Origin of the sequence: Mesorhizobium sp. WSM4312 (genome assembly GCF_002294875.1) — a bacterium.
In the GTDB taxonomy this organism is placed as follows: domain Bacteria; phylum Pseudomonadota; class Alphaproteobacteria; order Rhizobiales; family Rhizobiaceae; genus Mesorhizobium.
Map to the genome: position 1 here is coordinate 256382 of NZ_NSFU01000004.1, position 23506 is coordinate 279887.

Annotated in this window: 21 protein-coding genes; 16 read left to right on the forward strand and 5 right to left on the reverse strand. The window is 63.5% G+C overall.

What is annotated here, in order from left to right; genetic code table 11:
- A complete protein-coding gene (locus CK228_RS08305) occupies window positions 1-2784 on the forward strand; it encodes a valine--tRNA ligase (protein ID WP_095787495.1) in 2784 nt (927 codons plus the stop codon).
- An 18-nt stretch (window positions 2785-2802) separates the two neighbouring features.
- On the opposite strand, the gene CK228_RS34655 is transcribed toward CK228_RS08305, so the two are convergent.
- Window positions 2803-3063, reverse strand: a complete 261-nt coding sequence (locus tag CK228_RS34655; protein ID WP_142876330.1) for a hypothetical protein — start codon at window positions 3061-3063, stop codon at window positions 2803-2805.
- Between the two features lie 80 nt (window positions 3064-3143).
- On the opposite strand from CK228_RS34655, the gene CK228_RS08310 reads away from it, so the two are divergent.
- The 3 genes from CK228_RS08310 to CK228_RS08320 all read left to right on the forward strand — a co-directional run bounded on the left by CK228_RS08310 (window position 3144) and on the right by CK228_RS08320 (window position 7223).
- Window positions 3144-4391 (forward strand): OmpP1/FadL family transporter, encoded by a 1248-nt coding sequence (locus CK228_RS08310; protein ID WP_095772868.1) that lies wholly within the window; start codon window positions 3144-3146, stop codon window positions 4389-4391.
- A gap of 290 nt (window positions 4392-4681) precedes the next feature.
- Window positions 4682-6406, forward strand: a complete 1725-nt coding sequence (gene ilvD / locus CK228_RS08315) for a dihydroxy-acid dehydratase (protein ID WP_095787496.1) — start codon at window positions 4682-4684, stop codon at window positions 6404-6406.
- The gene (locus CK228_RS08320; RefSeq protein WP_095787497.1) at window positions 6393-7223 is read left to right on the forward strand and encodes a tetratricopeptide repeat protein; all 831 of its coding nucleotides are present in this window, start codon (window positions 6393-6395) and stop codon (window positions 7221-7223) included. Before ilvD ends, CK228_RS08320 begins: the two co-directional genes overlap by 14 nt.
- Before the next feature lie 47 nt (window positions 7224-7270).
- Here CK228_RS08320 and CK228_RS08325 read toward each other — a convergent pair whose 3' ends face one another.
- The 4 genes from CK228_RS08325 to erpA form a co-directional block, all read right to left on the reverse strand.
- A complete protein-coding gene (locus CK228_RS08325; protein WP_179295842.1) occupies window positions 7271-7588 on the reverse strand; it encodes a hypothetical protein in 318 nt (105 codons plus the stop codon).
- Window positions 7589-7679: 91 nt separating this feature from the next.
- Window positions 7680-8474, reverse strand: a complete 795-nt coding sequence (gene xth / locus CK228_RS08330) for an exodeoxyribonuclease III (RefSeq protein WP_095787498.1) — start codon at window positions 8472-8474, stop codon at window positions 7680-7682.
- 7 nt (window positions 8475-8481) lie between these two features.
- A complete protein-coding gene (locus CK228_RS08335; RefSeq protein ID WP_095787499.1) occupies window positions 8482-8874 on the reverse strand; it encodes a VOC family protein in 393 nt (130 codons plus the stop codon).
- Window positions 8875-8878: 4 nt separating this feature from the next.
- Window positions 8879-9226: an iron-sulfur cluster insertion protein ErpA gene (erpA, locus tag CK228_RS08340; RefSeq protein WP_019858570.1), complete on the reverse strand. Its 348-nt coding sequence runs from the start codon at window positions 9224-9226 to the stop codon at window positions 8879-8881.
- Window positions 9227-9302: 76 nt separating this feature from the next.
- Between erpA and CK228_RS08345 the strand changes: the two genes are divergently transcribed.
- The 12 genes from CK228_RS08345 (at window position 9303) to CK228_RS08400 (ending at window position 23478) form a co-directional block, all read left to right on the forward strand.
- A complete protein-coding gene (locus tag CK228_RS08345; protein ID WP_095787500.1) occupies window positions 9303-10517 on the forward strand; it encodes a deoxyguanosinetriphosphate triphosphohydrolase in 1215 nt (404 codons plus the stop codon).
- Between the two features lie 60 nt (window positions 10518-10577).
- On the forward strand, window positions 10578-12335 hold the full coding sequence (argS, locus tag CK228_RS08350) for an arginine--tRNA ligase (RefSeq protein ID WP_095787501.1): 1758 nt from the start codon (window positions 10578-10580) through the stop codon (window positions 12333-12335).
- A 103-nt stretch (window positions 12336-12438) separates the two neighbouring features.
- The gene (locus CK228_RS08355; RefSeq protein ID WP_095787502.1) at window positions 12439-15831 is read left to right on the forward strand and encodes an SPOR domain-containing protein; all 3393 of its coding nucleotides are present in this window, start codon (window positions 12439-12441) and stop codon (window positions 15829-15831) included.
- 151 nt (window positions 15832-15982) lie between these two features.
- Window positions 15983-17002 carry a beta-N-acetylhexosaminidase gene (nagZ, locus tag CK228_RS08360; RefSeq protein ID WP_095787503.1) on the forward strand — a complete coding sequence of 340 codons (1020 nt, stop codon included), beginning with the start codon at window positions 15983-15985 and terminating at the stop codon, window positions 17000-17002.
- Window positions 17003-17065: 63 nt separating this feature from the next.
- A complete protein-coding gene (locus CK228_RS08365; RefSeq protein ID WP_095773095.1) occupies window positions 17066-17869 on the forward strand; it encodes a ScpA family protein in 804 nt (267 codons plus the stop codon).
- Complete coding sequence (gene scpB / locus CK228_RS08370) at window positions 17866-18630, forward strand: SMC-Scp complex subunit ScpB (RefSeq protein ID WP_095787504.1); 765 nt, start codon at window positions 17866-17868, stop codon at window positions 18628-18630. Before CK228_RS08365 ends, scpB begins: the two co-directional genes overlap by 4 nt.
- 180 nt (window positions 18631-18810) lie before the next feature.
- Entirely contained in the window at window positions 18811-19032 is a 222-nt protein-coding gene (locus tag CK228_RS08375; protein ID WP_010909892.1) for a twin-arginine translocase TatA/TatE family subunit, read from the forward strand.
- A gap of 31 nt (window positions 19033-19063) precedes the next feature.
- Complete coding sequence (gene tatB, locus CK228_RS08380; protein WP_095787505.1) at window positions 19064-19789, forward strand: Sec-independent protein translocase protein TatB; 726 nt, start codon at window positions 19064-19066, stop codon at window positions 19787-19789.
- A complete protein-coding gene (tatC, locus tag CK228_RS08385; protein WP_095772857.1) occupies window positions 19786-20661 on the forward strand; it encodes a twin-arginine translocase subunit TatC in 876 nt (291 codons plus the stop codon). The genes tatB and tatC overlap by 4 nt, the downstream gene beginning before the upstream one ends.
- A gap of 104 nt (window positions 20662-20765) precedes the next feature.
- Window positions 20766-22070, forward strand: coding sequence for a serine--tRNA ligase (serS, locus tag CK228_RS08390; protein WP_095772856.1), 1305 nt, complete (start codon window positions 20766-20768; stop codon window positions 22068-22070).
- On the forward strand, window positions 22070-22828 hold the full coding sequence (surE, locus tag CK228_RS08395; RefSeq protein WP_095772855.1) for a 5'/3'-nucleotidase SurE: 759 nt from the start codon (window positions 22070-22072) through the stop codon (window positions 22826-22828). Before serS ends, surE begins: the two co-directional genes overlap by 1 nt.
- Entirely contained in the window at window positions 22825-23478 is a 654-nt protein-coding gene (locus tag CK228_RS08400) for a protein-L-isoaspartate(D-aspartate) O-methyltransferase (RefSeq protein WP_095787506.1), read from the forward strand. The genes surE and CK228_RS08400 overlap by 4 nt, the downstream gene beginning before the upstream one ends.
- Window positions 23479-23506 lie beyond the last annotated feature (28 nt).

Here is a 23506-nt window from a genome sequence, read left to right on the forward strand (position 1 = left end):
ATGCTTGAAAAGACCTACGACGCAAAGACCGTCGAGCCGAAGATCGCCAAAGTGTGGGAAGAGGCGGACGCCTTCCGCGCCGGCGCCGGGGCGGAGGAGGGCGCCGAAGCCTTCACCATCGTCATTCCCCCGCCCAACGTCACCGGCTCGCTGCATATGGGCCATGCGCTCAACAACACGCTGCAGGACATTCTGGTGCGCTTCGAGCGCATGCGCGGCAAGAACGTGCTGTGGCAGCCCGGCATGGACCATGCCGGCATCGCCACGCAGATGGTGGTCGAGCGGCAACTGATGGAGAAGCAGATCCATCGCCGCGACCTCACGCGTGAACAGTTCATCGAGAAAGTGTGGGAGTGGAAGGCCGAATCCGGCGGCACCATCTTCAACCAGCTGAAGCGGCTCGGCGCCTCAGCCGACTGGTCGCGCGAACGCTTCACCATGGATGAAGGCCTGTCCAAGGCCGTGCTCGAAGTCTTTGTCACGCTCTACAAGGAAGGGCTGATCTACAAGGACAAGCGCCTGGTGAACTGGGACCCGAAACTTTTGACCGCGATCTCGGACCTCGAGGTCGAGCAGCAGGAGGTCAACGGCAATCTCTGGCACTTCCGCTATCCCTTGGAGGGCGCGACCTTCGACCCGGAAAATCCGAAAACCTTCATCACGGTCGCGACCACGCGTCCGGAAACGATGCTGGGCGATACGGCGGTGGCCGTGCATCCGGATGACGAGCGGTACCGGCATCTGGTCGGCAAGAACGTCGTGCTGCCGATCGTCGGCAGAAAAATCCCAGTGGTGGCGGACGAGTATTCCGACCCCGAAAAGGGTTCGGGCGCGGTCAAGATCACGCCGGCGCATGATTTCAACGACTTCGAGGTCGGTAAGCGCCACAAGCTGCCGGCGATCAACATCCTGACCATCGAAGCCGCCATCAAGTTGAAGGACAATGAGGATTTCCTCGCCGGTCTCGATGCGACGCCGGAGCGCCAGGCCGTCTGGGACGAGCTTGACGGGCTCGACCGCTTCGTCGCGCGCAAGAAGATCGTCGAACTGATGGAAGAAGGCGGCTTCCTCGACAAGGTCGAGCCGCATCGCCATGCCGTGCCGCATGGCGACCGCGGCGGCGTGCCGATCGAGCCGTTCCTGACCGAGCAGTGGTACGCCAACGCGGCGGAACTGGCCAGGCCGGCAATCGCCTCGGTGCGCGAAGGCCGCACCAACTTCGTGCCGAAGAATTGGGAAAAGACCTATTTCGACTGGATGGAGAACATTCAGCCCTGGTGCATCTCGCGCCAGCTGTGGTGGGGCCACCAGATCCCGGCCTGGTACGGGCCTGACGGGCGCGTCTTTGTCGAGAAGACCGAGGAAGAGGCGCTGAGCGCGGCGATCGAATATTACTTGGCGCTCGAAGGCCCGTGGAAGGCCTGGGTCGAGGACAAGCTGGAAAACTTCCAGCCGGGCGAGATACTGACCCGCGACGAGGACGTGCTCGACACCTGGTTCTCCTCGGCGCTGTGGCCGTTCTCGACTTTGGGCTGGCCGGACCAGACGCCGGAACTGAAGACCTATTATCAGACCGACGTGCTGGTGACAGGCTTCGACATCATCTTCTTCTGGGTTGCCCGCATGATGATGATGGGCCTGCATTTCATGGACGAGGAGCCGTTCCACACCGTCTATGTGCACGCGTTGGTGCGCGACAAGAACGGTGCAAAGATGTCGAAGTCGAAAGGCAACGTCATCGATCCGCTCGACCTCATCGATGAATATGGCGCCGATGCGTTGCGCTTCACCTTGACCGTGATGGCGGCGCAAGGGCGCGACGTGAAGCTCGACCCGGCGCGCATCGCCGGCTACCGCAATTTCGGCACCAAGCTGTGGAACGCGACGCGCTTTGCCGAGATGAACGAAGTCGCGCGCAACGACGATTTCTGGCTGAATGACGCCAAGCTTGCGGTCAACCGCTGGATCCTGACCGAGTTGACGCGGGCAGCGCGCGAGATCACCGACGGCATCACCTCATACCGCTTCAACGAAGCGGCAGGAGCTGCCTACCGTTTCGTCTGGAACCTGTTCTGCGACTGGTATCTGGAACTCTTGAAGCCGGTGTTCATGGGCACGGACGAGGCGGCCAAGGCCGAGAGCCGCGCCTGCGTCGCCTTCGTGCTCGACGAAATCTACAAGCTCCTGCATCCGATGATGCCGTTCATGACGGAAGAGCTGTGGGCGCAGACGGCGGGCGAGGGCAAGGAGCGCGATTCGCTGTTGTGTCACGCCGCCTGGCCGTCGCCGGACTTCGAGGACGCGGATGCCGCCGCCGACATCAACTGGCTGGTCGACCTGGTGTCCGGCATCCGCTCGGTGCGCTCCGAGATGAACGTGCCGCCGGCGGCGATCGCGCCGCTGGTCGTGGTCGGCGCCAATGATGTGACGCGCGAGCGGCTGGTTCGCGAGGACTCGGCGATCAAGCGGCTGGCCCGCGTCGGCGACATCTCGTTGGCCGAGGCGGCGCCCAAGGGCGCGGCGCAGATCGTCCTCAACGAGGCGACGATCTTCTTGCCCCTCGGCAGCCTGATCGATCTCGCCGCCGAGGCTGCCCGGCTGCAGAAGGAACTGGCCAAGGTGACCGAGGAGATAGCGCGCCTGCACAAGAAGCTGTCGAATGAAAGATTCGTCGCCAGCGCGCCGGCCGAGATCGTCGACGCCGAGCGCGAAAAGCTCGCCGAATATCGCGACGCGCAGGACAAGCTCTCGGTGGCGTTGACCAGGGTTCGCGATGCCGGTTGAGGATAGATTCGCTGGACTTTAGCCGTCTCTAAAATGACGGCCCTTTTTGCCTCGAAAGTAGGCATTCCGTTGCGTTAATTTTGACGTAAACGGAAGTTTTAGCCCCATTGTTGCCATAATGTAACAATGGGGCCGAAAGCCCGTGAAAAGAGCTATTTTTAAGCCTTTTGGAACGAATCTTCCCCATTTTTCGGTCGGATAAGCACGCGTCTGGCCGTTTTTCGGCCTTGCGGTGCCTATCCGCATTTTGTCGGAAATGCGTTTGGCAAGCATGTACATGTACGCTCCAAGAATTCGTTATTGCACCGTTAACCCGAATTGGTTCTAGCTTGATGCACTCGAATTCGGGGAGGACATTCATGACTATTGTGCGACTGAAAGCACTGCTGGGGGCAGGGTGCTTTTCGCTGGCTTTGATCGGGACGGCGATGAGTTCGGCGCATGCCGGCGGCATTGAGCGTGGCGGCTACGATATCGATCTTCTGTTCGATCCGGCGCCGTTCGCAACGGAAGCGGAATCGACTTATGTTATGCCGCAGCGCAAGCTCAAGAATGCGGTGGATACCAACCCGCTCGACGGCAATTTGACATTCCTGGGCAGCACGGCGAAGGACAGCGAGAGCTACTGGGTGCCGCGCATCGGCGTCAAGGCGCAGATCGTTCAGGGTGTCGACTGTATGTTCGACTATTCCCAGCCTTGGGGCGCGCACACCAACCCGGGTCTGTGGGCCGGCGCCGAATCCAACATGGAAACCGATATCAAGAGCAACAACTACGCGACGACTTGCTCCTACAAGATGGATGCCGGCAAAGGCCAGATTCGCTTCATCGGCGGCGTGTATTACCAGGAAGTCTACGGTTTCAAGAAAGACCTGGTGTCGCCGTTGGTACCGGGTTTCCAGGGCACCGGTCAGGTTGATCTCAAAGGGACCGGCTGGGGCTGGCGCGCCGGCCTTGCCTATGAAATCCCTGACATCGCGCTGCGCGCCAGCCTCGTCTACAATTCGCGGGTCAAGCTCGACAATATCTCGGGCACGCTGGACCTGACGCATGTCGGCAGTGTCGTGCTGCCGATCTATGGCTCGACACAATACATGCCGGACACGGTCGAGTTTAAGTTGCAATCGGGCATTGCTCCCGGCTGGCTTGCCTTCGGCTCGCTGAAGTGGGTCAATTGGAGCCTGCTGCAGAGTGTTCCGATTTGCGTGGTCGGCACTCCTTCGGCGGCCTGCGTTACGGGTGATGCTCTGCATTCAGGCCAGATCACCTCGCTGGATCTGATGTATCGCGACGGCTGGACTGTCACGGGCGGCATCGGCCACAAGTTCAACGATCAGTGGAGTGCGGCCGGCCAGCTTTCATGGGATCGCGGCACGTCACACGGCTATGGCTCACAGACCGATACCTGGACAGTGGGTGGCGGCGTCGCCTATACGCCCCAGCCCAATATCGAGGTTCGTCTGGCCGGTGCGATCGGCGTGCTGACCAGCGGCCATTCTGGGACAGTGAATGGCGAAAACGGCTATGTGGCCGGCAATGACGTCAGCTACGACTTCGGCAACGATCTGGTCACGGCAATTTCCGGCGGCATCAAGATCAAGTTCTAACCTTTTGAGAATTCGACAAAAAGGCCGGGCAATGCTCGGCCTTTTTGTTTGGAACCGACATCGTCGGTGCCTCCGGTATCCAAGCTGCGTTGTATATAAGCCGCACTGGGATCGCCCGCTGCGATTGTGACGTTTTGGCAACACTTTCTGAACAACCCCCGCGCTAGAAGTCAGGTCGGGGAAATTGCCCATTTCCCGCCATAAACCCGGCGCACCTCGAACCTGTCTCGGGACACGCGCCAAAAGGCTCGGCGATGGGGCAGGCCGCACCGCCCGCGGCAAGGATGAGAATGGACGCCAAGGTCATTTCAAAGGCTAAGCTCCCTAGCCGCTATGTGACTGTCGGTCCGGCGCGTGCGCCGCACCGGTCCTATCTCTATGCCATGGGCCTGTCGGCCGCCGAGATCGCGCAGCCGCTGGTCGGCGTCGCCTCCTGCTGGAACGAAGCCGCGCCCTGCAACATCTCGCTGATGCGCCAGGCGCAAGTGGTCAAGAAGGGCGTCGCCGCTGCCAACGGCACGCCGCGCGAATTCTGCACCATCACCGTTACCGACGGCATTGCCATGGGCCACCAGGGCATGAAGTCGTCGCTGGTGTCGCGCGAGGTCATCGCCGATTCGGTCGAGCTCACCATGCGCGGCCATTGCTACGATGCGCTGGTCGGCCTCGCTGGCTGCGACAAGTCGCTGCCCGGCATGATGATGGCCATGGTGCGGCTCAACGTGCCGTCGATCTTCATCTATGGCGGTTCGATCCTGCCCGGCAGCTATCGCGGCCGGCAGATCACCGTGCAGGACGTGTTCGAGGCGGTCGGACAGCACTCGGTCGGCACGATCGGCGATGCCGAGCTGCTCGAAATCGAGCAGGCGGCCTGTCCGTCGGCCGGTTCCTGCGGCGCCCAGTTCACCGCCAACACCATGGCGACCGTCGCCGAGGCGATCGGTCTCGCGCTGCCCTATTCCTGCGGCGCGCCGGCCCCTTACGAAATGCGCGACCGCTTCAATTTCGCCTCCGGCGAAAAGATCATGGAGCTGATCGCCAAAAACATCCGGCCGCGCGACATCGTCACGCTGAAGGCGTTGGAGAACGCGGCGACCGTGGTTTCGGCCACCGGCGGCTCGACCAATGCAGCGCTGCATCTGCCGGCGATCGCGCACGAGGCGGGCATCAAATTCGATCTCTTCGACGTCGCAAGGATTTTCGAGAAGACGCCTTACATCGCCGACCTCAAGCCTGGCGGCAAATATGTCGCCAAGGACATGTTCGAGGCCGGCGGCATTCCGCTCCTGATGAAGACGCTGCTCGATCACGGCTATCTGCATGGCGATTGCCTGACGGTCACTGGCCGCACTTTGGCCGAAAACATGGAGCACGTTTCCTGGAATGAACATCAGGATGTGGTCCGCCCGGCCAACAGACCAATTACCCAAACCGGCGGTGTCGTGGGCTTGAAGGGAAACCTTGCCCCCGAAGGCGCGATCGTGAAGGTCGCGGGCATGGCGGAGTTGAAATTCTCCGGCCCTGCGCACTGCTTCGATTCGGAAGAGGAATGTTTCGAGGCGGTGACGCATCGCAACTACAGGGAAGGCGAGGTTCTGGTCATTCGCTACGAAGGGCCGCGCGGCGGTCCCGGCATGCGCGAGATGCTGTCGACGACGGCAGCGCTCTACGGCCAGGGCATGGGCGGCAAGGTGGCGCTGATCACCGACGGCCGCTTCTCGGGCGCGACGCGCGGCTTCTGCATCGGCCATGTCGGGCCGGAAGCAGCGGTGGGCGGCCCGATCGGCCTCATCCGGGACGGCGACGTGATTTCGATCGACGCCGTGAACGGCACGATCGAGGTGGCACTGTCGGAGGCCGAACTGGCGGCGCGGGCCAAGACATGGAAGGCGCGCACGACCGACTATCAGTCGGGCGCGATATGGAAATACGCACAGACCGTCGGGTCGGCCAGGGATGGCGCGGTCACCCATCCGGGCGGTGCGAAAGAAACACACTGCTATGCGGATATCTGAGTTGTTGAGGTCATCTGTCCTTCCGGCACTGGTCGCTGCGGCGATCTTTGGCGCCGTGGGCCAGGCTTTGGCCTTCGACGACAAGGTGTTCGACGACAAAACCGGCGTGAAGCCACAGTCCAGTCCCTGGGCGGTGTTCCAGTTCGGCTTCTCCGCCTACAAGAACGGCCACAAGGAACAGGCCGCCGAAGCCTATAAATACGCCGCCGAAAACGGCCAGATCGGCGCCACCTGGAAACTTGCCCGCATGTATGCCGAGGGCGACGGCGTGGCGCGCGACGACTATGAGGCGTTCAAGTTCTTCTCCGAGATCGTCGACCAGGACGTCGAGCCCGGTTCGCCAGAAGAGAGCTACGTCTCCGACGCGCTGGTGGCGCTCGGCGATTACCTGCGCAAAGGCATTCCCGGCAGCCCGGTCACCGAGAACGAGGTGGCGGCCCAGGAATATTACATGCGTGCCGCCGCCAACTACCGCAACCCGAACGCCCAGTTCGAGATGGGGCAGATGTTCCTCAAGGGCGAGGGTGGCGTGAAGGCCAGCGTCAAGCAGGCCGGACGCTGGTTCCAGCTCGCCGCCGAGAAGGGCCATGCCGGCGCGCAGGCGACGCTTGGCCATCTCTTGTTCCAGAGCGGCAAGATCGTTCGCGGCCTGGCGATGATGACCGCCGCACTCGAGCGCGCGTCGCCGGCCGACCAGCCCTGGATCCGCGGCATGCAGGAAGAGGCTTTCGCTGCCGCAGGCGAAGCCGACCGGCGCACGGCGATTTCGCTGGCCGATGACATCCTGACCAAGGGCACCACCAACGCAGACCAGTAAGGTCGTCTGCCGCTCTCCTCCACGGGGAGATCAATTAGGCGAAAAAATCAATTCTCGGTTGGCTCAGACGGCACCATGCTTGGCGCGGGCGTCGAGATCGGCGTGACGTGCAGGTGCGGCGCCATCGTGTTTCCGGGGCAGCTGTCGCCGATCTTCGTCCAGGATGTGTTGTTGAGCACCATCTCGCAGCGCGCCAGGTGGCTCTGGTCGGCCACCGTCAGGCAGGCCACCTGACCGACCGGATAGGATTTTCCATTGGCAAGACATTCGGGGGCGGCGAAGGCCGGCACCATGGTGGCCGTGGCAAATGCCAAGCCGATCGGACAAGCAAAAAATCGAATGGTCATGGGAACCCCGGCCGCCATGATGATTTTCCATCATGCGCCCGATTTGTGGCGATACAACGTCGTTGTGGCGACACAGGCCGGGGCAATTCGCCGGCCGAAGGGTTCCCGGTCAGGCCGGCTGCAGAGCGAGGTCGATCGCCACCGGGACGTGATCCGATGGTTTTTCCCAGGCGCGCACATGTTTTTCGATCGAGGCCGACGAGAAGCGATTGGCGGCCTCCGGCGACAGCAGCAGATGGTCGATGCGGATGCCGTTGTTCTTCTGCCAGGCGCCGGCCTGATAGTCCCAGAAGGTGTAGGTGTCGGGTGCATCGGTGACCGCGCGCACCGCTTCGGTGAAACCGAGGTTGAGCAGCCGGCGGAAGGCTTGCCGCGTCTGCGGCTGGAACAGCGCGTCGCCCAGCCAGTTTTCCGGAAAGCGCGCGTCGATCGGCTCGGGAATGACGTTGTAGTCGCCGGCCAGCACGAGCGCCTCTTCCAGCCTCAGCCGCTCTTCGGCCCAACGCTCCAGCCGCGCCATCCATGAGAGCTTGAAGGGGAATTTTTTTTCGTCATCGATCGGATTGCCGTTCGGCAGATAGAGCGAGGCGACGCGCAACGCGCCCTTGTCGGTCGAGAACACGCCTTCGATGAAGCGCGCCTGCTCATCGGTGTCGTCGCCGGGCAGGCCTCTGATAACTTCGTCAAAGCGCAGCTTCGACAGCAGCGCCACGCCGTTAAAACCCTTCTGGCCATGGGTTTCGACATTGTAGCCCAGCGCCTCGATCTCGGCGCGCGGGAATTGGTCGTCGACCGTCTTGATCTCCTGCAGGCAGACGATGTCGGGCGCGCTCTCGGTCAGCCAGTGGGTCAGGTTGCCGATGCGGGCGCGAATGCCGTTGATGTTCCAGGTGACGATTTTCATGACGGTCTTATTCTTCCTGCGGCGGGTGGCGTTCCACCAGGCCGATCGTATTGCCTGCGGGATCCTTTAGGAAGGCCATCCACTCGCTTTCCCCCGGTGGTCCGAAGGTGCCTTCGGTATCGCGATGCACGAGCGCCGGTGGTGCGGTGAAGGGGACGCCCGCGGCTTTCGCCTCGGCGTGGAAGGCTTCGATGCCCGCTATGTCGAGATAGACTATGCCGGCCGGAACGCCGTCGGTGAACAGCAGCCTCACATCGCCGGCCATGATGAAGGCGATGCCCGGCGGATCGTAGCGGGCATGAACGGCCATGCCGAGCACATCGCGCCAGAAGGCCAGCGTCGAATCAAGATTGCGTCCGGCCGACAGCGCGACCTGACGGACCGCGCCGATGGCCGGCATGCCGCTAGACGGAGAAGCTCGTGCCGCAGCCGCAGGAGGCGACCGCGTTCGGATTGCGGATCTGGAAGGACTGACCCATCAGATCGTCGACGAAGTCGATCACCGAGCCACCCATATAGACCAGCGACAAATCGTCGATCAGCACGGTCGCACCGTCCTTCTCGATGGCGACGTCGTCATCGTTGCGCGTGTCGACCAGGTCGAATTTGTAGGAGAATCCAGAGCAGCCGCCGCCTTCGACGGACACGCGCAACGCCGTCTTGCCGGCCTCGCCAGAGACAATCTTGGCGATCCGCCTGGCGGCGGCCTCGGTCATGTCCACTTTCATGGCGGTCTTGGCATCAGCGCCCATCGGCGTCACCTTGCTTTCGGTTTCACATGATAGGTATGAAGCGCAAGGGGCCAAGTCAACTGCGGCAGCATCAGCCATGACCAATGAGTTGGGCGACATCGGGTTCGGTTATCGGCCGCGCGCGGCCTATGCCACCGATCCGGCGCGCTCGCGCGGGCGGCTGTTCGACGAGGTCGAGAGCCCGACCCGCACGCCGTTCCAGCGCGACCGCGACCGCATCATCCACTCCACGGCGTTCCGGCGGCTCAAGCACAAGACACAGGTCTTCATCGCCCATGAAGGCGACCATTATCGCACAAGGCTGACCCATTCGATCGAGGTGGCGCAGATCGCACGTGCGCTGGCGCGGGCGCTGCGTGGCGACGAGGATCTCGCCGAGGCGGTGGCGCTGGTGCATGATTTCGGCCACACGCCCTTCGGCCATACCGGCGAGGACGCGCTGAACGACAAGATGGCGGCCTGGGGCGGCTTCGACCACAACGCCCAGTCGCTGCGCATCGTGACGCGGCTGGAGGCGCGCTACGCCGAATTCGACGGGCTGAACCTGACCTGGGAGACTCTGGAGGGCCTGGTCAAGCACAATGGCCCGCTGACGGACAGCAGCGGCAAGGGGCTGAAAGGGCCGGTGCCGCAAGCGATCCGCGATTATTCGCAGCTGCAGGATCTCGAACTCGACCGGTTCGCCGGCATCGAGGCGCAGTGCGCGGCGATCGCCGACGACATCGCCTACAACACGCATGACATCGATGACGGGTTGCGGGCAGGGCTGCTGACGCTCGACATGCTGAAAACCGTCTCGCTGCCGGGGAAGATCCTGGAGGACGTGCGCCAACGCTATCCCAGGCTCGATGACGTGCGCACCGGTCACGAACTGATGCGGCGGCAGATCACCGCCATGGTCGAGGATGTCATCGTCGCGACGACCGCAAATCTGGAACGCGTCGGGCCGCAAAGCGCCGACGCGGTGAGGGCGGCGGGCGAGACGATGGTGAGCTTTTCCGCCGAGATGGCCGCGGCCGAGAAGGAGTTGAAGGCCTTTCTCTACAAGCACCTCTACCGGCACGAGGAGGTGATGCGGGTGCGCGCCGGTGCCGAGCAGATCGTCAGGGACCTGTTCGACGTCTATTTCGCCGACCCGCGCGCCATGCCCGATGGCTGGCGCGAGGGGTTGGACCGGGCCGAGGATCGCATCAAGGCGCGCAGCGTCGCCGATTTCCTGGCAGGGATGACCGACACCTATGCGCTCAAGGAACACAGGCGTTTGTTTGACCGCACCCCGGATTTGAGCTAGGGCGAGCGCGATTTTGCCGGCCGATGAGCCGGATTCGCCTAAACCGCCAGAGCAATACCCATGAACATCTTCGCCGATTTCACCGCGCGAGTCACAAAGGCTGTCGAAGCGCTTGATCTGAAAGACAAGGACGGCGTTTCGCCCGACCTGTCACGCATTGCCGTCGAACCGCCGCGCGACGCCAGCCATGGCGATCTCGCGACCAATGCGGCGATGGTGCTGGCCAAGCCCACCGGCCAGAACCCGCGCGCGCTAGCGGAAAGGCTGGCGCTGGCGTTGCGCGATGACAAGGATGTCGCCGCCGCCGAGGTTGCCGGCCCCGGCTTCGTCAATCTCCGGCTCAAGGACGGCTTCTGGCAGGCGCACCTGTCGGCGCTTCTGGGCGAGGGGCGCAATTACGGCCGCTCGACGATCGGCGCCGGCCGGAAAACCAATGTCGAATATGTCTCGGCCAACCCGACGGGGCCGATGCATGTCGGCCATTGCCGGGGCGCCGTTGTCGGCGACGCGCTCGCCAATCTGATGGCGTTTGCCGGTTACGACGTGACCAAGGAATATGTCATAAACGATGCCGGCTCGCAGATCGATGTGCTCGGGCGCTCGGCCTTCCTTCGCTACCGCGAAGCGCTGGGCGACGACATCGGCGAAATACCGGCCGGGCTCTATCCCGGCGACTACTTGGTGCCGGTTGGTCAGGCGCTGGTCAAGGAGTTCGGCCGTTCGCTGATGCAGATGCCCGATGACGAGGCGCTGGCCATTGTCAAGGACCGCACCATCGATGCGATGATGGCGATGATCCGCGAGGATCTGGCGCTGCTCAACGTGCATCACGACGTGTTCTTCTCCGAACGCACGCTGCATACCGACAATGCCAGGAAAATCCGTTCGGCGATCAACGACCTGACGCTGAAGGGCCACATCTACAAGGGCAAGCTGCCGCCGCCCAAGGGCGAGAAGCCGGACGACTGGGAAGACCGCGAGCAGACGCTTTTCCGCTCGACGGCGGTCGGCGACGACATGGACCGGGCGCTGGTCAAGTCCGACGGCGCGTTCACCTATTTCGCCGCCGACGTGGCGTATCTGAAGGACAAGGTCGATCGCGGTTTCGTCGATCTGATCTATGTGCTGGGCGCCGACCATGGCGGTTACGTCAAGCGGCTGGAGGCGCTGGCACGGGCCATTGCCGGTGACGAGGTCAAACTAACCGTCCTGCTGTGCAATCTGGTCAAGCTGTTTCGTGAGGGCGAGCCGGTTCGCATGTCGAAGCGGTCCGGTGATTTCGTGACGCTTCGGGAAGTCGTGGAGGAGGTTGGCCGCGACGCAATCCGTTTCATGATGCTGTATCGCAAGAGCGATGCGCCGCTCGATTTCGATTTCGCCAAGGTGACCGAACAGTCCAAGGACAATCCGGTGTTTTACGTGCAGTACGCCTCGGCGCGCTGCCATTCGGTGTTCCGGCAGGCAAGCGAGCAGCTGGGCGAAGCGAATTTCGATCGCAAGAGCCTGGCCGCTGCCGCGGCTTCGCTGACCGACGAGGGCGAGATCGGCCTGATCCGCAAGCTCGCCGAATATCCACGCCTGATCGAATCCGCGGCTCTTGCGCTGGAGCCGCATAGGCTGGCATTTTACCTTTATGACCTGGCTTCCAGTTTCCACGGACACTGGAACCGGGGTACGGATAATCCGGACTTACGTTTTGTTAAGGTTAACGACCGACAATTGACGCATGCCAGACTAGGGCTGGTGCAGGCTGTTTCGGACGTTCTGACGTCCGGCCTGACGTTGATCGGAGCCGCTGCGCCCACCGAAATGCGTTAGGTTTGACTAAAAAACCTGTCACCTTTTGCCCACATTGCGCTGGTAAGGGCCAACCCTGCGCGACGTCCATGGCGTCCGAATGAGTGCGAGTTCGGGAACAATAATGGCAGACAGAACCCAGCTGAGAGTAGCCGACAACAACGACATCACTGACGATGATCCGTTCGCGGAACTGACCAGGATCATGGGATTCGACCCACGCCAGCCAGTCAAGCCGCAGGCGCGGGTCGAGCCGCAGGCCGCTGTTGCCAGTCAGCCCGTGCAAGAGGACGATTTCGACATCGACCTCGAAAAGGAATTGATGGGCGAGTTCGACGCTGGCGACAGTGTCGCCGCTCCGGTTGTCGAGGCTCATGAGCCGGCATTCGAAACGGCTGCCACAGACGCGGCCGACGACGATCTTGCGCTGTCGCTCGACGACGATTTCCATCTGGACCTCGCGGGTGCCGACGAGCAGGGGCTCGTCGCCAGCCATGCCAACCCTGGCGCTGCCGAAGCCGCGCCGTCCGTCGAGCCTGCCTTCGACGCCGATTTCGACAATGCCGTCGCCAGTTCGCTCGAAGACGTTTCGCCCTTCGAGGACGACCTGCCGATGGAAGACGAGCTTGCCGCTTCGCTCGACCAGGATTTCCACGTCGAGGACCATGCCGCCGAGATCGAGGACGAAGCCGTCGAGCCCCAGCATGCCGTTGCCGAAGTGCCGATGGCTGTCGAGCCGGCCGCCGCGCACGAATTCGACGATGCGGTCGCGATTTCGCTCGAAGACGAGCTGATGCTCGACGACCATTCGGCGGATCAGCCCCATGCGGCCGCGGTCGACTATCCGGAGCCGGTGCTGGCCGCCGCGAATGAAACCCAGGCGATCGCCGACGAGGATTTCGAGGGGCATTTCGACGACGCCATGGCGGATGTCGATATGGATTTTGAGGTTCAGGCGGACCAGCCGGTGGCCTTTGATGCGGCGGAAGCGCACGAAGTGCCCGCTCATGCCGTGGATGCGATGGACGAGTTCTCGAGCTCCGAAGCCGTTTCGGAAGATGATTTCGATCTGAACCTGGACGACTCGTTCGCCGAGGCTGCCGAAGAGCCGGTCGCCGAGGTTGCCGCTGCCGCGGTCCAGCCGATAGCTCCGGCAACGCCGGCAGCCGTCATGGCCGAGCCGGCGCCGGCCCCCGTGGCGGACGAGCGTAGCCTCGAAGACGAGTTGAACGCACTTCTGGGCGCCATGACGGCGCGCACGCCGCCGTCGGCCAAGGAGCCCGAGCCCGAGCCCGAGCCCGCCGCCGCTCAACCCGTTGCGGCTCAGCCGGCCGCTGCTCCCGTTCAGTCGTATGTTCCCGCGCCGGCAAAGGCCGCCGAGGAGCCTGCCGATCTCGACTGGGATCTCGACGAACATGCGACCGAGGATCCGCATGCCTCCAGCGCGGCTCACGCCGCCGATGCCGATCTCGACAATCTGCCGCTCGATGAGCTTCACGGCCAGGATCTGGGCGCGGACGCCGCCAATCATAGCGACATCGATTTCGACGATGATGCGTTCGACGCGGCCTTGGCCGGGGATCTCGATCCGCGCGACGAGGCAGCTTGGCGGCAGGATCAGACCGATTCCCCCGATTGGCTGGCCGAACGCTCCGCACCGACCGAGCCGACCCGTTCGTGGAGCCGCGTGACACCGGTTCCCCAACAGCCGGCATTCGCGGCGCAGCCGGCCGCTTCGATGACGGCAAGGACCGCCGCGCCTGAAATGGCCCCAGCGGCGGCTGTGGTGCCGCCCTACCGCGCGCCCGAGCCGGTTGCGGCCGCGCCCTATGCGGCGCCCGCATCCGCGCCGCAGCCGCGACAGTCGTCGCGCTACGAAGAGATGCCCGATGTCGAAACGGTCGATGTGCCGGAGCGCGTCGTGGCGCTGGCGGACGATCTCGACATCCCGGAACTGCATTTCGAGGAAGATGAACCGGCCGCATCAGGCTATGACGATCTCGACGCAGAGTTCGCCAGCCTTCTGACGGAAATGAATTCGGTGGAGGTCGCGCCTGCTGCAGCCGCACCCGCAAGCAGCGCTGCCTATGCCGATGAATCCTTTGATGGCGGATTCAAATCGGCCTATCATGCGCCGGCGTACGAAGAACCCAAACCGGCTTATGGCGGGGTCAAACCGGCCCTTCAGCCGGAAGCGCGGACCTATGCGGCGCGGCCGGCGGAAATGCCCGCCCGTGCTGCAGCGAACACCGGCTATGCCGACGCCGCCGACGGCTTCGATCTCGACAGTCTGCCTGGCAGCCAGCCGGTCTCGCAGGCGGACGATTTCACCGTCGATGAGCTCGACTATGATCCTGAACTGGACGAAGCAATGTCCGTTCCGGGTCTCGGCGAGCGGCAAGCGGCCAGGCCGTCGGGCCGCCGTGGCCTGTTCATCGCGGCGATCGTCGGTGCCGTGGCGGTCGCTGGCGGTCTTGGCGCCTTTGCGCTGTCTTTCGGCGGCAAGGGCGGCAGCGAAGCGCCGGTGATCGTCAAGGCCGACAATTCGCCGATCAAGGTCAAGCCGGAAAATCCGGGCGGCACCGTGGTGCCGAACCAGGACAACAAGGTTTACGACGCGGTGGTTAAGGGCGCGAAGCCCGCCGAACCGGTGCAGCAGAAGCTTGTCACCAACACCGAGGTTCCCGTGGATGTGCAGGCGAAGGATCCGGCCCGTGCCGTCGATCCTTCTGCCGGCCAGGGTGCTGTCATCGGCGGAGCCGATGACGGCAATGCCGCGCCGACCGCCAGTGCGGCGCCGGCTGGCAATCTTGCGCCGACCGACAATGCGGCGCCAGCGCCCAAGTCCGAGGATCGCATCGCGCAGGTGCTGCAGGATACCGACAAGGGCAACAACACCGATGTCGTCGCCGTCGCACCGCGCAAGGTGAGGACGATGGTGGTCAAATCGGACGGCTCGCTGGTGCCGCGCGACGATCCGGCGCCGGCCGCGCCGCAGGTGGCGGCCGCTGAACCGAACGATCCGGCGCCGCAGCACGTCGCGCCGTCCGCCGATGCCGACCAGACCGGCACCGTGGCGCCCGCCGCGGCCCAATCGGGCGATGAGCCGGCCCTCAAGCCGGCGGCCAAACCGGCCAAGGCGCAGTCGGCCAATACTCCGGCCAAGGTTGCGATCGCGCCGCAGCGTCCATCCGACCAGCCCGTCGACGTCGTCGGCGAGGTCAAGCCCGATCAGGTCGCCTCCATCGACCAGGCAACGACGGCTACCGGCAGCGGTTCTTGGTCGATGCAGGTTGCTTCGCAGCCGACGGTGGAAAGCGCCCAGTCGACCTACCAAGATCTGCAGCGCCGCTATGGCAGCGTGCTTGCCGGCCGCACCGCCAACATCGTCAAGGCCGAGATAGCCGGCAAGGGCACGTTCTACCGCGTCCGCGTTGTGGCCCAGTCACGCAACGATGCCATCAATTTGTGCACCAGCTACAAGGCCGCCGGCGGCAACTGCTTCGTGTCGCGCTAGACGCGTTCAACCAATCAAAGCCGGCGCCGCCCAAGGTCGCGCCGGTTTTTTCATACGCCCAGCGCTTTTTCATGTGGAAGCATTTCGGGCGTCGGACCGCATGTATTTCCAGACGATTCCCTTTGGCCGCGCGAAGCCCTAGACTCCTGGCATGACCGAATCAAAATCCATGATCCTCGGCTGTGCCGGGAAATCGCTCACCCGCGAAGAAATCAATTTCTATCGCAATGAATGCCCGTGGGCCTTCATCCTGTTTGCCCGCAACATCGGCGAGACCGAGCAGATCCGCGATCTCGTCGCCGAGATGCGCGACTGTATCGGGCGGCCGGACGCGCTGGTGTTCATCGACCAGGAAGGCGGCAGGGTGCAACGCCTGCGGCCGCCGCTGGCGCCGAACTACCCTGCGGGCGGGGCGCTTGGAGCGCTGTGGCGCGACGATCATGAGGCCGGTGCCCGTGCTGCCTGGCTGATGGCGCGCCTGCACGCCTTCGATCTACTGCGCTACGGCATCACCGCGGATTGCCTCCCGGTGCTCGACGTGCCGATAGAAGGCGCCAGCGACGTCATCGGCGCACGTGCCTACGGCAAGGAGCCGCGCGCGGTCATCGAGCTCGGCCGTGCCGCCGCCGAAGGCCTGATGTCGGGCGGCGTGCTGCCCGTGATGAAACACATTCCGGGGCATGGAAGGGCCTTTGCCGACACGCATTTCGAGCTGCCGACGGTCGACGCGTCGCTCAGCGACCTGCAGCGGCATGACTTTGCCCCGTTCCGAGAGCTCAACGACCTGCCGATGGCGATGACGGCGCATGTCGTCTACAGCGCCATCGACCCCAAGAACCCGGCGACGACGTCCGGCAAGGTCATCGACGAGATCATCCGCCGCGACATCGGCTTCGACGGGCTCCTGATGAGCGACGACACCTCGATGAAGGCACTTTCTGGGGATTTCCCGACAAAGGCGGCGTCGATCCTTGCGGCGGGCTGCGATCTGGTCCTTCACTGCAACGGCGTTTTCGAGGAGATGGCGGGCATTGCGTCGCGCACCACGGGGCTTGAAGGCAAGTCGCTGGAGCGTGCAAAGCGGGCGCTGACCTATATAAGGAAACGCGACGCGGCAGAGGAAACCGAGATACGCGCTGAATTCGCCACCTATTTCGATGCGGTGGCCTAACCAAGGGAAGTGACAGAGGCAGTGGCGGAAACATTGGAAGGCAAGGCCGCGAAGGCCGCACCGATGGACCGCCTGTGGGCCGAGAATGACGATTCACGCGTCACCGGCGACCCGTCGCTGGTCGTCGATGTGGCCGGCTTCGAAGGCCCGCTCGATCTTCTGCTGCATCTTGCCCGCACCCAGAAGGTCGACCTGGCGCGCATCTCGATCCTGGCGCTGGTCGAGCAGTATCTGGCCTTTGTCGAGAAGGCGAGGGCGCTGCGGCTCGAACTTGCGGCCGACTATCTGGTGATGGCGGCATGGCTCGCCTTCCTCAAGTCGAAGCTGTTGATCCCCAAGCAGCCGGGCGAAGAGGGCGAGAGCGGCGAGGAACTGGCGGCCGTGCTGCAGTTCCGGCTGAAGCGGCTGGAAGCGATGCGTGATGCGGCGGCCCGCCTAGTCAACCGCAATCGCCTCGGCCGCGACGTGTTCGCGCGCGGCATGCCCGAAATGGTGATCATCGAGAAGCGCAACGCCTATTCGGCGTCGCTCTATGATCTCCTGACCGCCTATGCCCAGCAGCGGCAGAAGCAGGCGATCACCAATGTAACGATCGCCAGGCGTGGCGTCTGGTCGCTCAAGGACGCGCGCGACATCCTGACCCGGCTGATCGGCTCGCTGCGCGACTGGACGGCGCTGGACAGCTTCCTCATCCAATACATGACCAGCCCGGAAGAGCGGCGTACGGCGATCGCCAGCTCGTTCGCGGCGACACTGGAACTGGTGCGCGAGCGCAAGATGGATCTGCGACAGGACGAGGTGTTCGCGCCAATCTATCTGCGCGATCACCGCGCACCGGCAATCAAGGCAGTCGAGGTGGCATCATGAGCGAACGCGCCAACGCTTCGGTTATCCCCTTCAAGGTGGACGATGAGCTGGAAGGCGAGCTCGACCGGACTTCGGCCGAGGATCCGATGCAGAACCCGGCCGAGCGCCTGCATATTGCGGAGGCCGTGCGCATGGCGGAGGCGATCGTGTTCGCCAGCGCCGAACCCGTCAGCGAAAAGCAGCTTGCCGCGCGCCTCCCCGACGGCATCAACGTTGCTTTGGCCATGGCCGAGCTGCAGCAGGTTTACGCCCGGCGCGGCGTTAATCTGGTGCGGGTCGGCGACGCCTGGGCTTTCCGTACCGCCGGCGATCTCGCCTTCCTGATGAGCCGCGATACGGTGCAGCAGCGCAAGCTGTCGCGCGCGGCGCTCGAAGTGCTGGCGATCATCGCCTATCACCAGCCGGTGACGCGTGCCGAGATCGAGGATATCCGCGGTGTCGAGACGTCGAAGGGCACGCTCGACACGCTGCTCGAGACGGAATGGGTGCGCATGCGCGGCCGCCGCAAGACACCTGGCCGCCCCGTCACCTATGGCACCACCGAAACCTTCCTCGATCATTTCGCGCTCGAGGAAATCCGCGATCTTCCCGGTATGGAAGAACTGAAGGGGGCGGGCCTGCTCTCGGGCCGCATGCCGTCGAATTTCTCCATCCCGCAGCCGCCGGCCGATCCCGACGTGCTAACGGAAGACGAGGATCCGCTGACCGACATCGATCTCGAGGAACTCGGCCTGCTGACGCCACGCGTCACGGAAGATTGACCACTGGCGCTCTGTCCAAGCGCGCCGATAGGTCGTAGATGCGCCGATTGGTAGCGGGCCAGCGAGTCGAAAAAGCGTGACATCCGTCACCCTTTCATAAACTCTGTCGCTGTTGTGTTTGAATCCCAACGCGAAAACGCATAGATCATCGCCAGGGAAAACATTCGAGAGAGATTTGCTATGGGTTCATTTTCGATTTGGCACTGGATGATCGTGCTGGTGATCGTGCTGCTGGTCTTCGGCCGCGGCAAGATTCCCGAGCTGATGGGCGACATGGCCAAAGGCATCAAGAGCTTCAAGAAGGGCATGGCAGACGACGACGTCGCCGACGACAAGCGCACCGTCGAACACCGTGCCGACGAGACCGTTTCGGCCGTGAAGGAAAAAGCCAGCAAGAGCTGAGCCAAAAAAGTTCTAGTCGGAACAGAGTGCCATGTTTGAAGTCGGCTGGACCGAAATGCTGGTGATCGCGGTCGTCATGATCGTGGTCGTCGGGCCGAAGGATTTGCCCAATATGCTGCGCACCTTTGGCCGCACGACGGCGAAGCTGCGCGCCATGGCCGCCGACTTCCAGAAACAGTTCAACGAAGCGCTGAAGGAAGCCGAACTCGACGACGTCAAGAAGTCGGTCGACGAGCTCAGGGGGCTCAGCCCCGTTGCCGAGATCAGAAAACAGCTCAATCCGTTCGAGCAGGCTGCGGCCGATGTGCGTGCCGGCGTCGACTCGGCGATGAAGCCGAAGCCGGCCGCCGATCCGGCAACGCCGGTGGCTACGGCGCCGCAGGCGTCCGAGCCGTTGAAGAACGGCGCGACGGAAATGCCTGGCGTCAGCGCCGCGGGAGCAACGCCGCCAACGCCGATTTTCCCGGCCATGACCGATGAATCGGTGGTGGTGGCGTCCACGGGACCTGCCGTGACGCCGAAGGCGGGCAGGAAAGCCGCCAAGGCCGCGCCGGCGGCAAAGGTGCCAGCCAAGACCTCGACATCCGCGAAGACGGTGACGGTAAAAGCCGCACCCGCGCCTAAGGCGTCGACAAAGGCCGTGACAAAACCTGCCCCCGCCAAGGCGACTGCGGCAAAGACCGTGGCGAAAGCCGAACCGAAGCCTGCGCCGGCGAAGAAGCCGGTGGCCAAGAAGACGGCTGGAGCCGCCAAGTGAGCGTTTCGGACAAGGAAAAGGACGAGATCGAGAAGTCGTCGGCGCCGCTGATCGAGCATCTCATCGAGTTGCGCCGCCGGCTGATCTGGTCGCTCGGCGGCTTTTTCGTCGCCTTCCTGGTCTGCTTCTTCTTCGCCAAGAGGCTGTTCAACCTTCTGGTCGTCCCCTTCAGATGGGCGACGAAATGGGCGGGTCTCGACCCGCACAAGGTCGAGCTGATCTACACCGCGCCGCAGGAATTCTTCTTCACGCAGGTCAAGCTCGCCATGTTCGGCGGCATGGTCATCGCCTTTCCGCTGATCGCCACGCAGATCTACAAATTCATCGCGCCCGGCCTCTACAAGAACGAGCGCAACGCCTTCCTGCCGTTCCTGATCGCGTCGCCGATCCTGTTCCTGATGGGCGCCTCGCTGGTCTATTTCTTCTTCACCCCGATGGTGATGTGGTTCTTCCTCGCCATGCAGCAGGCCGGCACGGACGAGCAGGTGCAGATTTCGCTGCTGCCGAAAGTGTCGGAATATCTCAGCCTGATCATGACGCTGATCTTCTCCTTCGGCCTGGTGTTTCAGCTGCCGGTGGTGACCAGCCTGATGACGCGCGTAGGCATGCTGTCGTCCAAGGCGCTGGCCGAGAAGCGCAAATGGGCGATCGTCATCGCCTTCGTCGTCGCCGCCGTGCTGACGCCTCCCGATCCGATGAGCCAGATCGGCTTGGCCATCCCGACCATCCTGCTCTACGAGGTCGCCATCTGGTCGTCCCGGCTGATCGAGCGCAGCCAGGAGCGCGAGCGCCTGGCGCGTGAGAAGCAGGAAGCCGGGGAGACCGTGGCCGACAAGACACCGGACGAGCCTCCGGCGTCGGCTGCCTCGTAAGACCTCAGCGGCGGCGGAAAACGACAAGCGCCGCCCAGCCTCATCTTGCATCGGTCAAGGATGCGGTTTACGCCCTCGGAGCTTAGCTCAGGAGCGTTCAAACCATGCTTGACATCAAATGGATTCGCGACAACCCGAAGGCCCTTGTCGAGGCGCTGGTGAAGCGCTCGTGGTCGGCCGGCGAGGCGCAGTCCACGGTCGATGATCTGATCGCCAGGGACGAGGCGCGGCGCGAACACGTCACCGAGCTGCAGACCAAGCAGGAGCGCCGCAACGCCGCCTCGAAGGAGATCGGCAACGCCATGCGTTCGGGTGACGCCGCTCTTGCCGAAAAACTCAAGGCCGAAGTCGGCGATATAAAAACCTTCATCCAGAATGGCGAGGCGCGTGAGCGCGAGCTCGACAAGGCGCTGACCGACGCGCTGGCGGTGCTGCCCAACGTGCCTCTCGACGATGTGCCGGTCGGCAAGGACGAACACGACAATGTCGTCAAACACATTGTCGGCAAGGTGCCGACGCGGCCGAACTGGGTGAAGGAGCATTTCGAGGTCGGCGAAGCGCTCGGCATGATGGATTTCGAGCGGGCGGCAAAGCTGTCGGGCTCGCGCTTCACCGTGCTGAAGAGCGGATTGGCGCGGATGGAACGCGCGATCGGCCAGTTCATGCTCGACCTGCATACGACCGAGCACGGCTACGAGGAAGTGATCCCGCCGCTGATGGTGCGCGACGAAGTGCTTTTCGGCACCAACCAGCTGCCGAAATTCGAGGAAGACCTGTTCTTCACGCCGCATGGGGAGGGTAGGCTTGGCCTGATCCCGACCGCCGAGGTGCCGCTCACCAATCTCGTGCGCGAAGAAATCACCGCGCATGAAAAGCTGCCGCTGCGCTTCACCGCGCTGACGCCATGCTTCCGTTCGGAAGCCGGCTCGGCCGGCCGCGACACACGGGGCATGCTGCGCCAGCACCAGTTCTACAAGGTCGAGCTGGTGTCGATCACCGACCAGGAATCCTCGCTCGCCGAGCACGAGCGCATGACGCAATGCGCCGAGGAAGTGCTGAAGCGGCTGGAACTGCCGTTCCGCACCATGGTTTTGTGCACCGGCGACATGGGATTTGGCGCGCGCAAGACCTATGACATCGAGGTCTGGTTGCCCGGCCAGAACGCCTATCGCGAAATCTCGTCCTGTTCGGTCTGCGGCGATTTCCAGGCGCGCCGCATGGACGCGCGCTACAAGGACAAGGACGGCAAGGGCAATCGCTTCGTCCATACGCTCAACGGTTCGGGCACCGCCGTCGGCCGCGCCCTGATTGCCGTCATCGAAAACTACCAGAACGAGGATGGCAGCGTAACCATTCCTGAAGTGCTGCGGCCTTACATGGGCGGTCTGGCAAAGATCGAAGCGAAGTAATGCGCATTCTTCTGACCAATGACGATGGCATTCATGCCGAGGGCCTGGCGTCGCTCGAACGCGTCGCGCGCACACTCTCCGACGATGTCTGGGTGGTGGCGCCGGAGCAGGACCAGTCCGGCTATGCGCATTCGCTGTCCATCTCGGAGCCGCTGCGGCTGCGCAGGATCGGCGAGAAGCATTTTGCCGTGCGCGGCACGCCGACCGACTGCGTCATCATGGGCGTCAAGAAGATCCTGCCCGGCGCGCCCGACCTGATCCTGTCCGGCATCAATTCGGGCGCCAACATCGCCGACGACGTAACCTATTCGGGGACCGTCGCCGGCGCCATGGAAGGCGCGCTGCTCGGTATCCGCTCGATCGCGCTTAGCCAGGGCTATTCCTATGTCGGCGAGGATCGCATCGTTCCCTATGAAACGACCGAGGCGCTTGCGCCGGCACTGCTGAAGAAGCTCGTCGCGACGCCGCTGCCGGACGGCGTGCTTCTCAACGTCAATTTTCCCAACTGCCTTCCCGAAGAGGTCGCCGGCACGGTGGTCACCACACAAGGAAAACTCGTGCACAGCCTGTGGGTCGACGAGCGCCGTGACGGGCGCGGCCTGCCTTACTACTGGCTGCGCTTCGGCCGCGAGCCGGTCGAGGGCAAGCAAGGCACCGACCTCCACGCGCTGCGCAACCGTCTGGTGTCGGTGACGCCGTTGCAGCTCGACCTCACCGCGCATGAGATCCGCGACCAGCTGAGCAAGGCGCTTGCATGAATTTGCCAATCGATGACCGCGAAGGATTTGCCGCTTTCCTGTTGCGCCTGCGCGGCAGGGGAACCGTGCCGAAGGCGTTGATCGCGGCCTTCGAGGCGACGCCACGGCGCGGCTTCCTGGCGGCCCACTTCCACCAACTCGCCTGGTCCGACCGCATGCTGCCGATCGAATGCGGCGAGGCGATCGAAGGCGCCGACATGCAGGCGGCGGTGATCGCTGCCCTTGCCATCGAAGCGGGAAACCGCGTTCTCGAGATCGGCACCGGCTCCGGCTATACGGCGGCGGTGATGTCACGGCTGGCGGCGCGGATGGTCACCATCGACCGCTACAAGACCCTGGTCGAGCAGGCCAGGCAGCGTTTCGAGGCGCTTGGCATCGGCAACATCATCGTGCGCCAGGCTGACGGCTCCGGCGGCCTGCCTGCAGAAGGCCCGTTCGACCGCATTGTGGCCTGGGCCGCCTTCGACAGCCTGCCGCGCTTCCTGCTCGACCAGCTGTCGAGCGGCGGCATCGTCATCGCGCCGATCGGGCCGGAGGAGGGCGAGCAGGTGCTGGCCAAGCTCACCAAGGTCGGCAGCCGTTTCGAGCGCGAGGACATCGGCCTCGTGCGGCTGCAGCCGATCCTGCGCAGCATAGCTGCGGTCATCTAGGAGCATTGATATTCAGGTGAGACCGGCC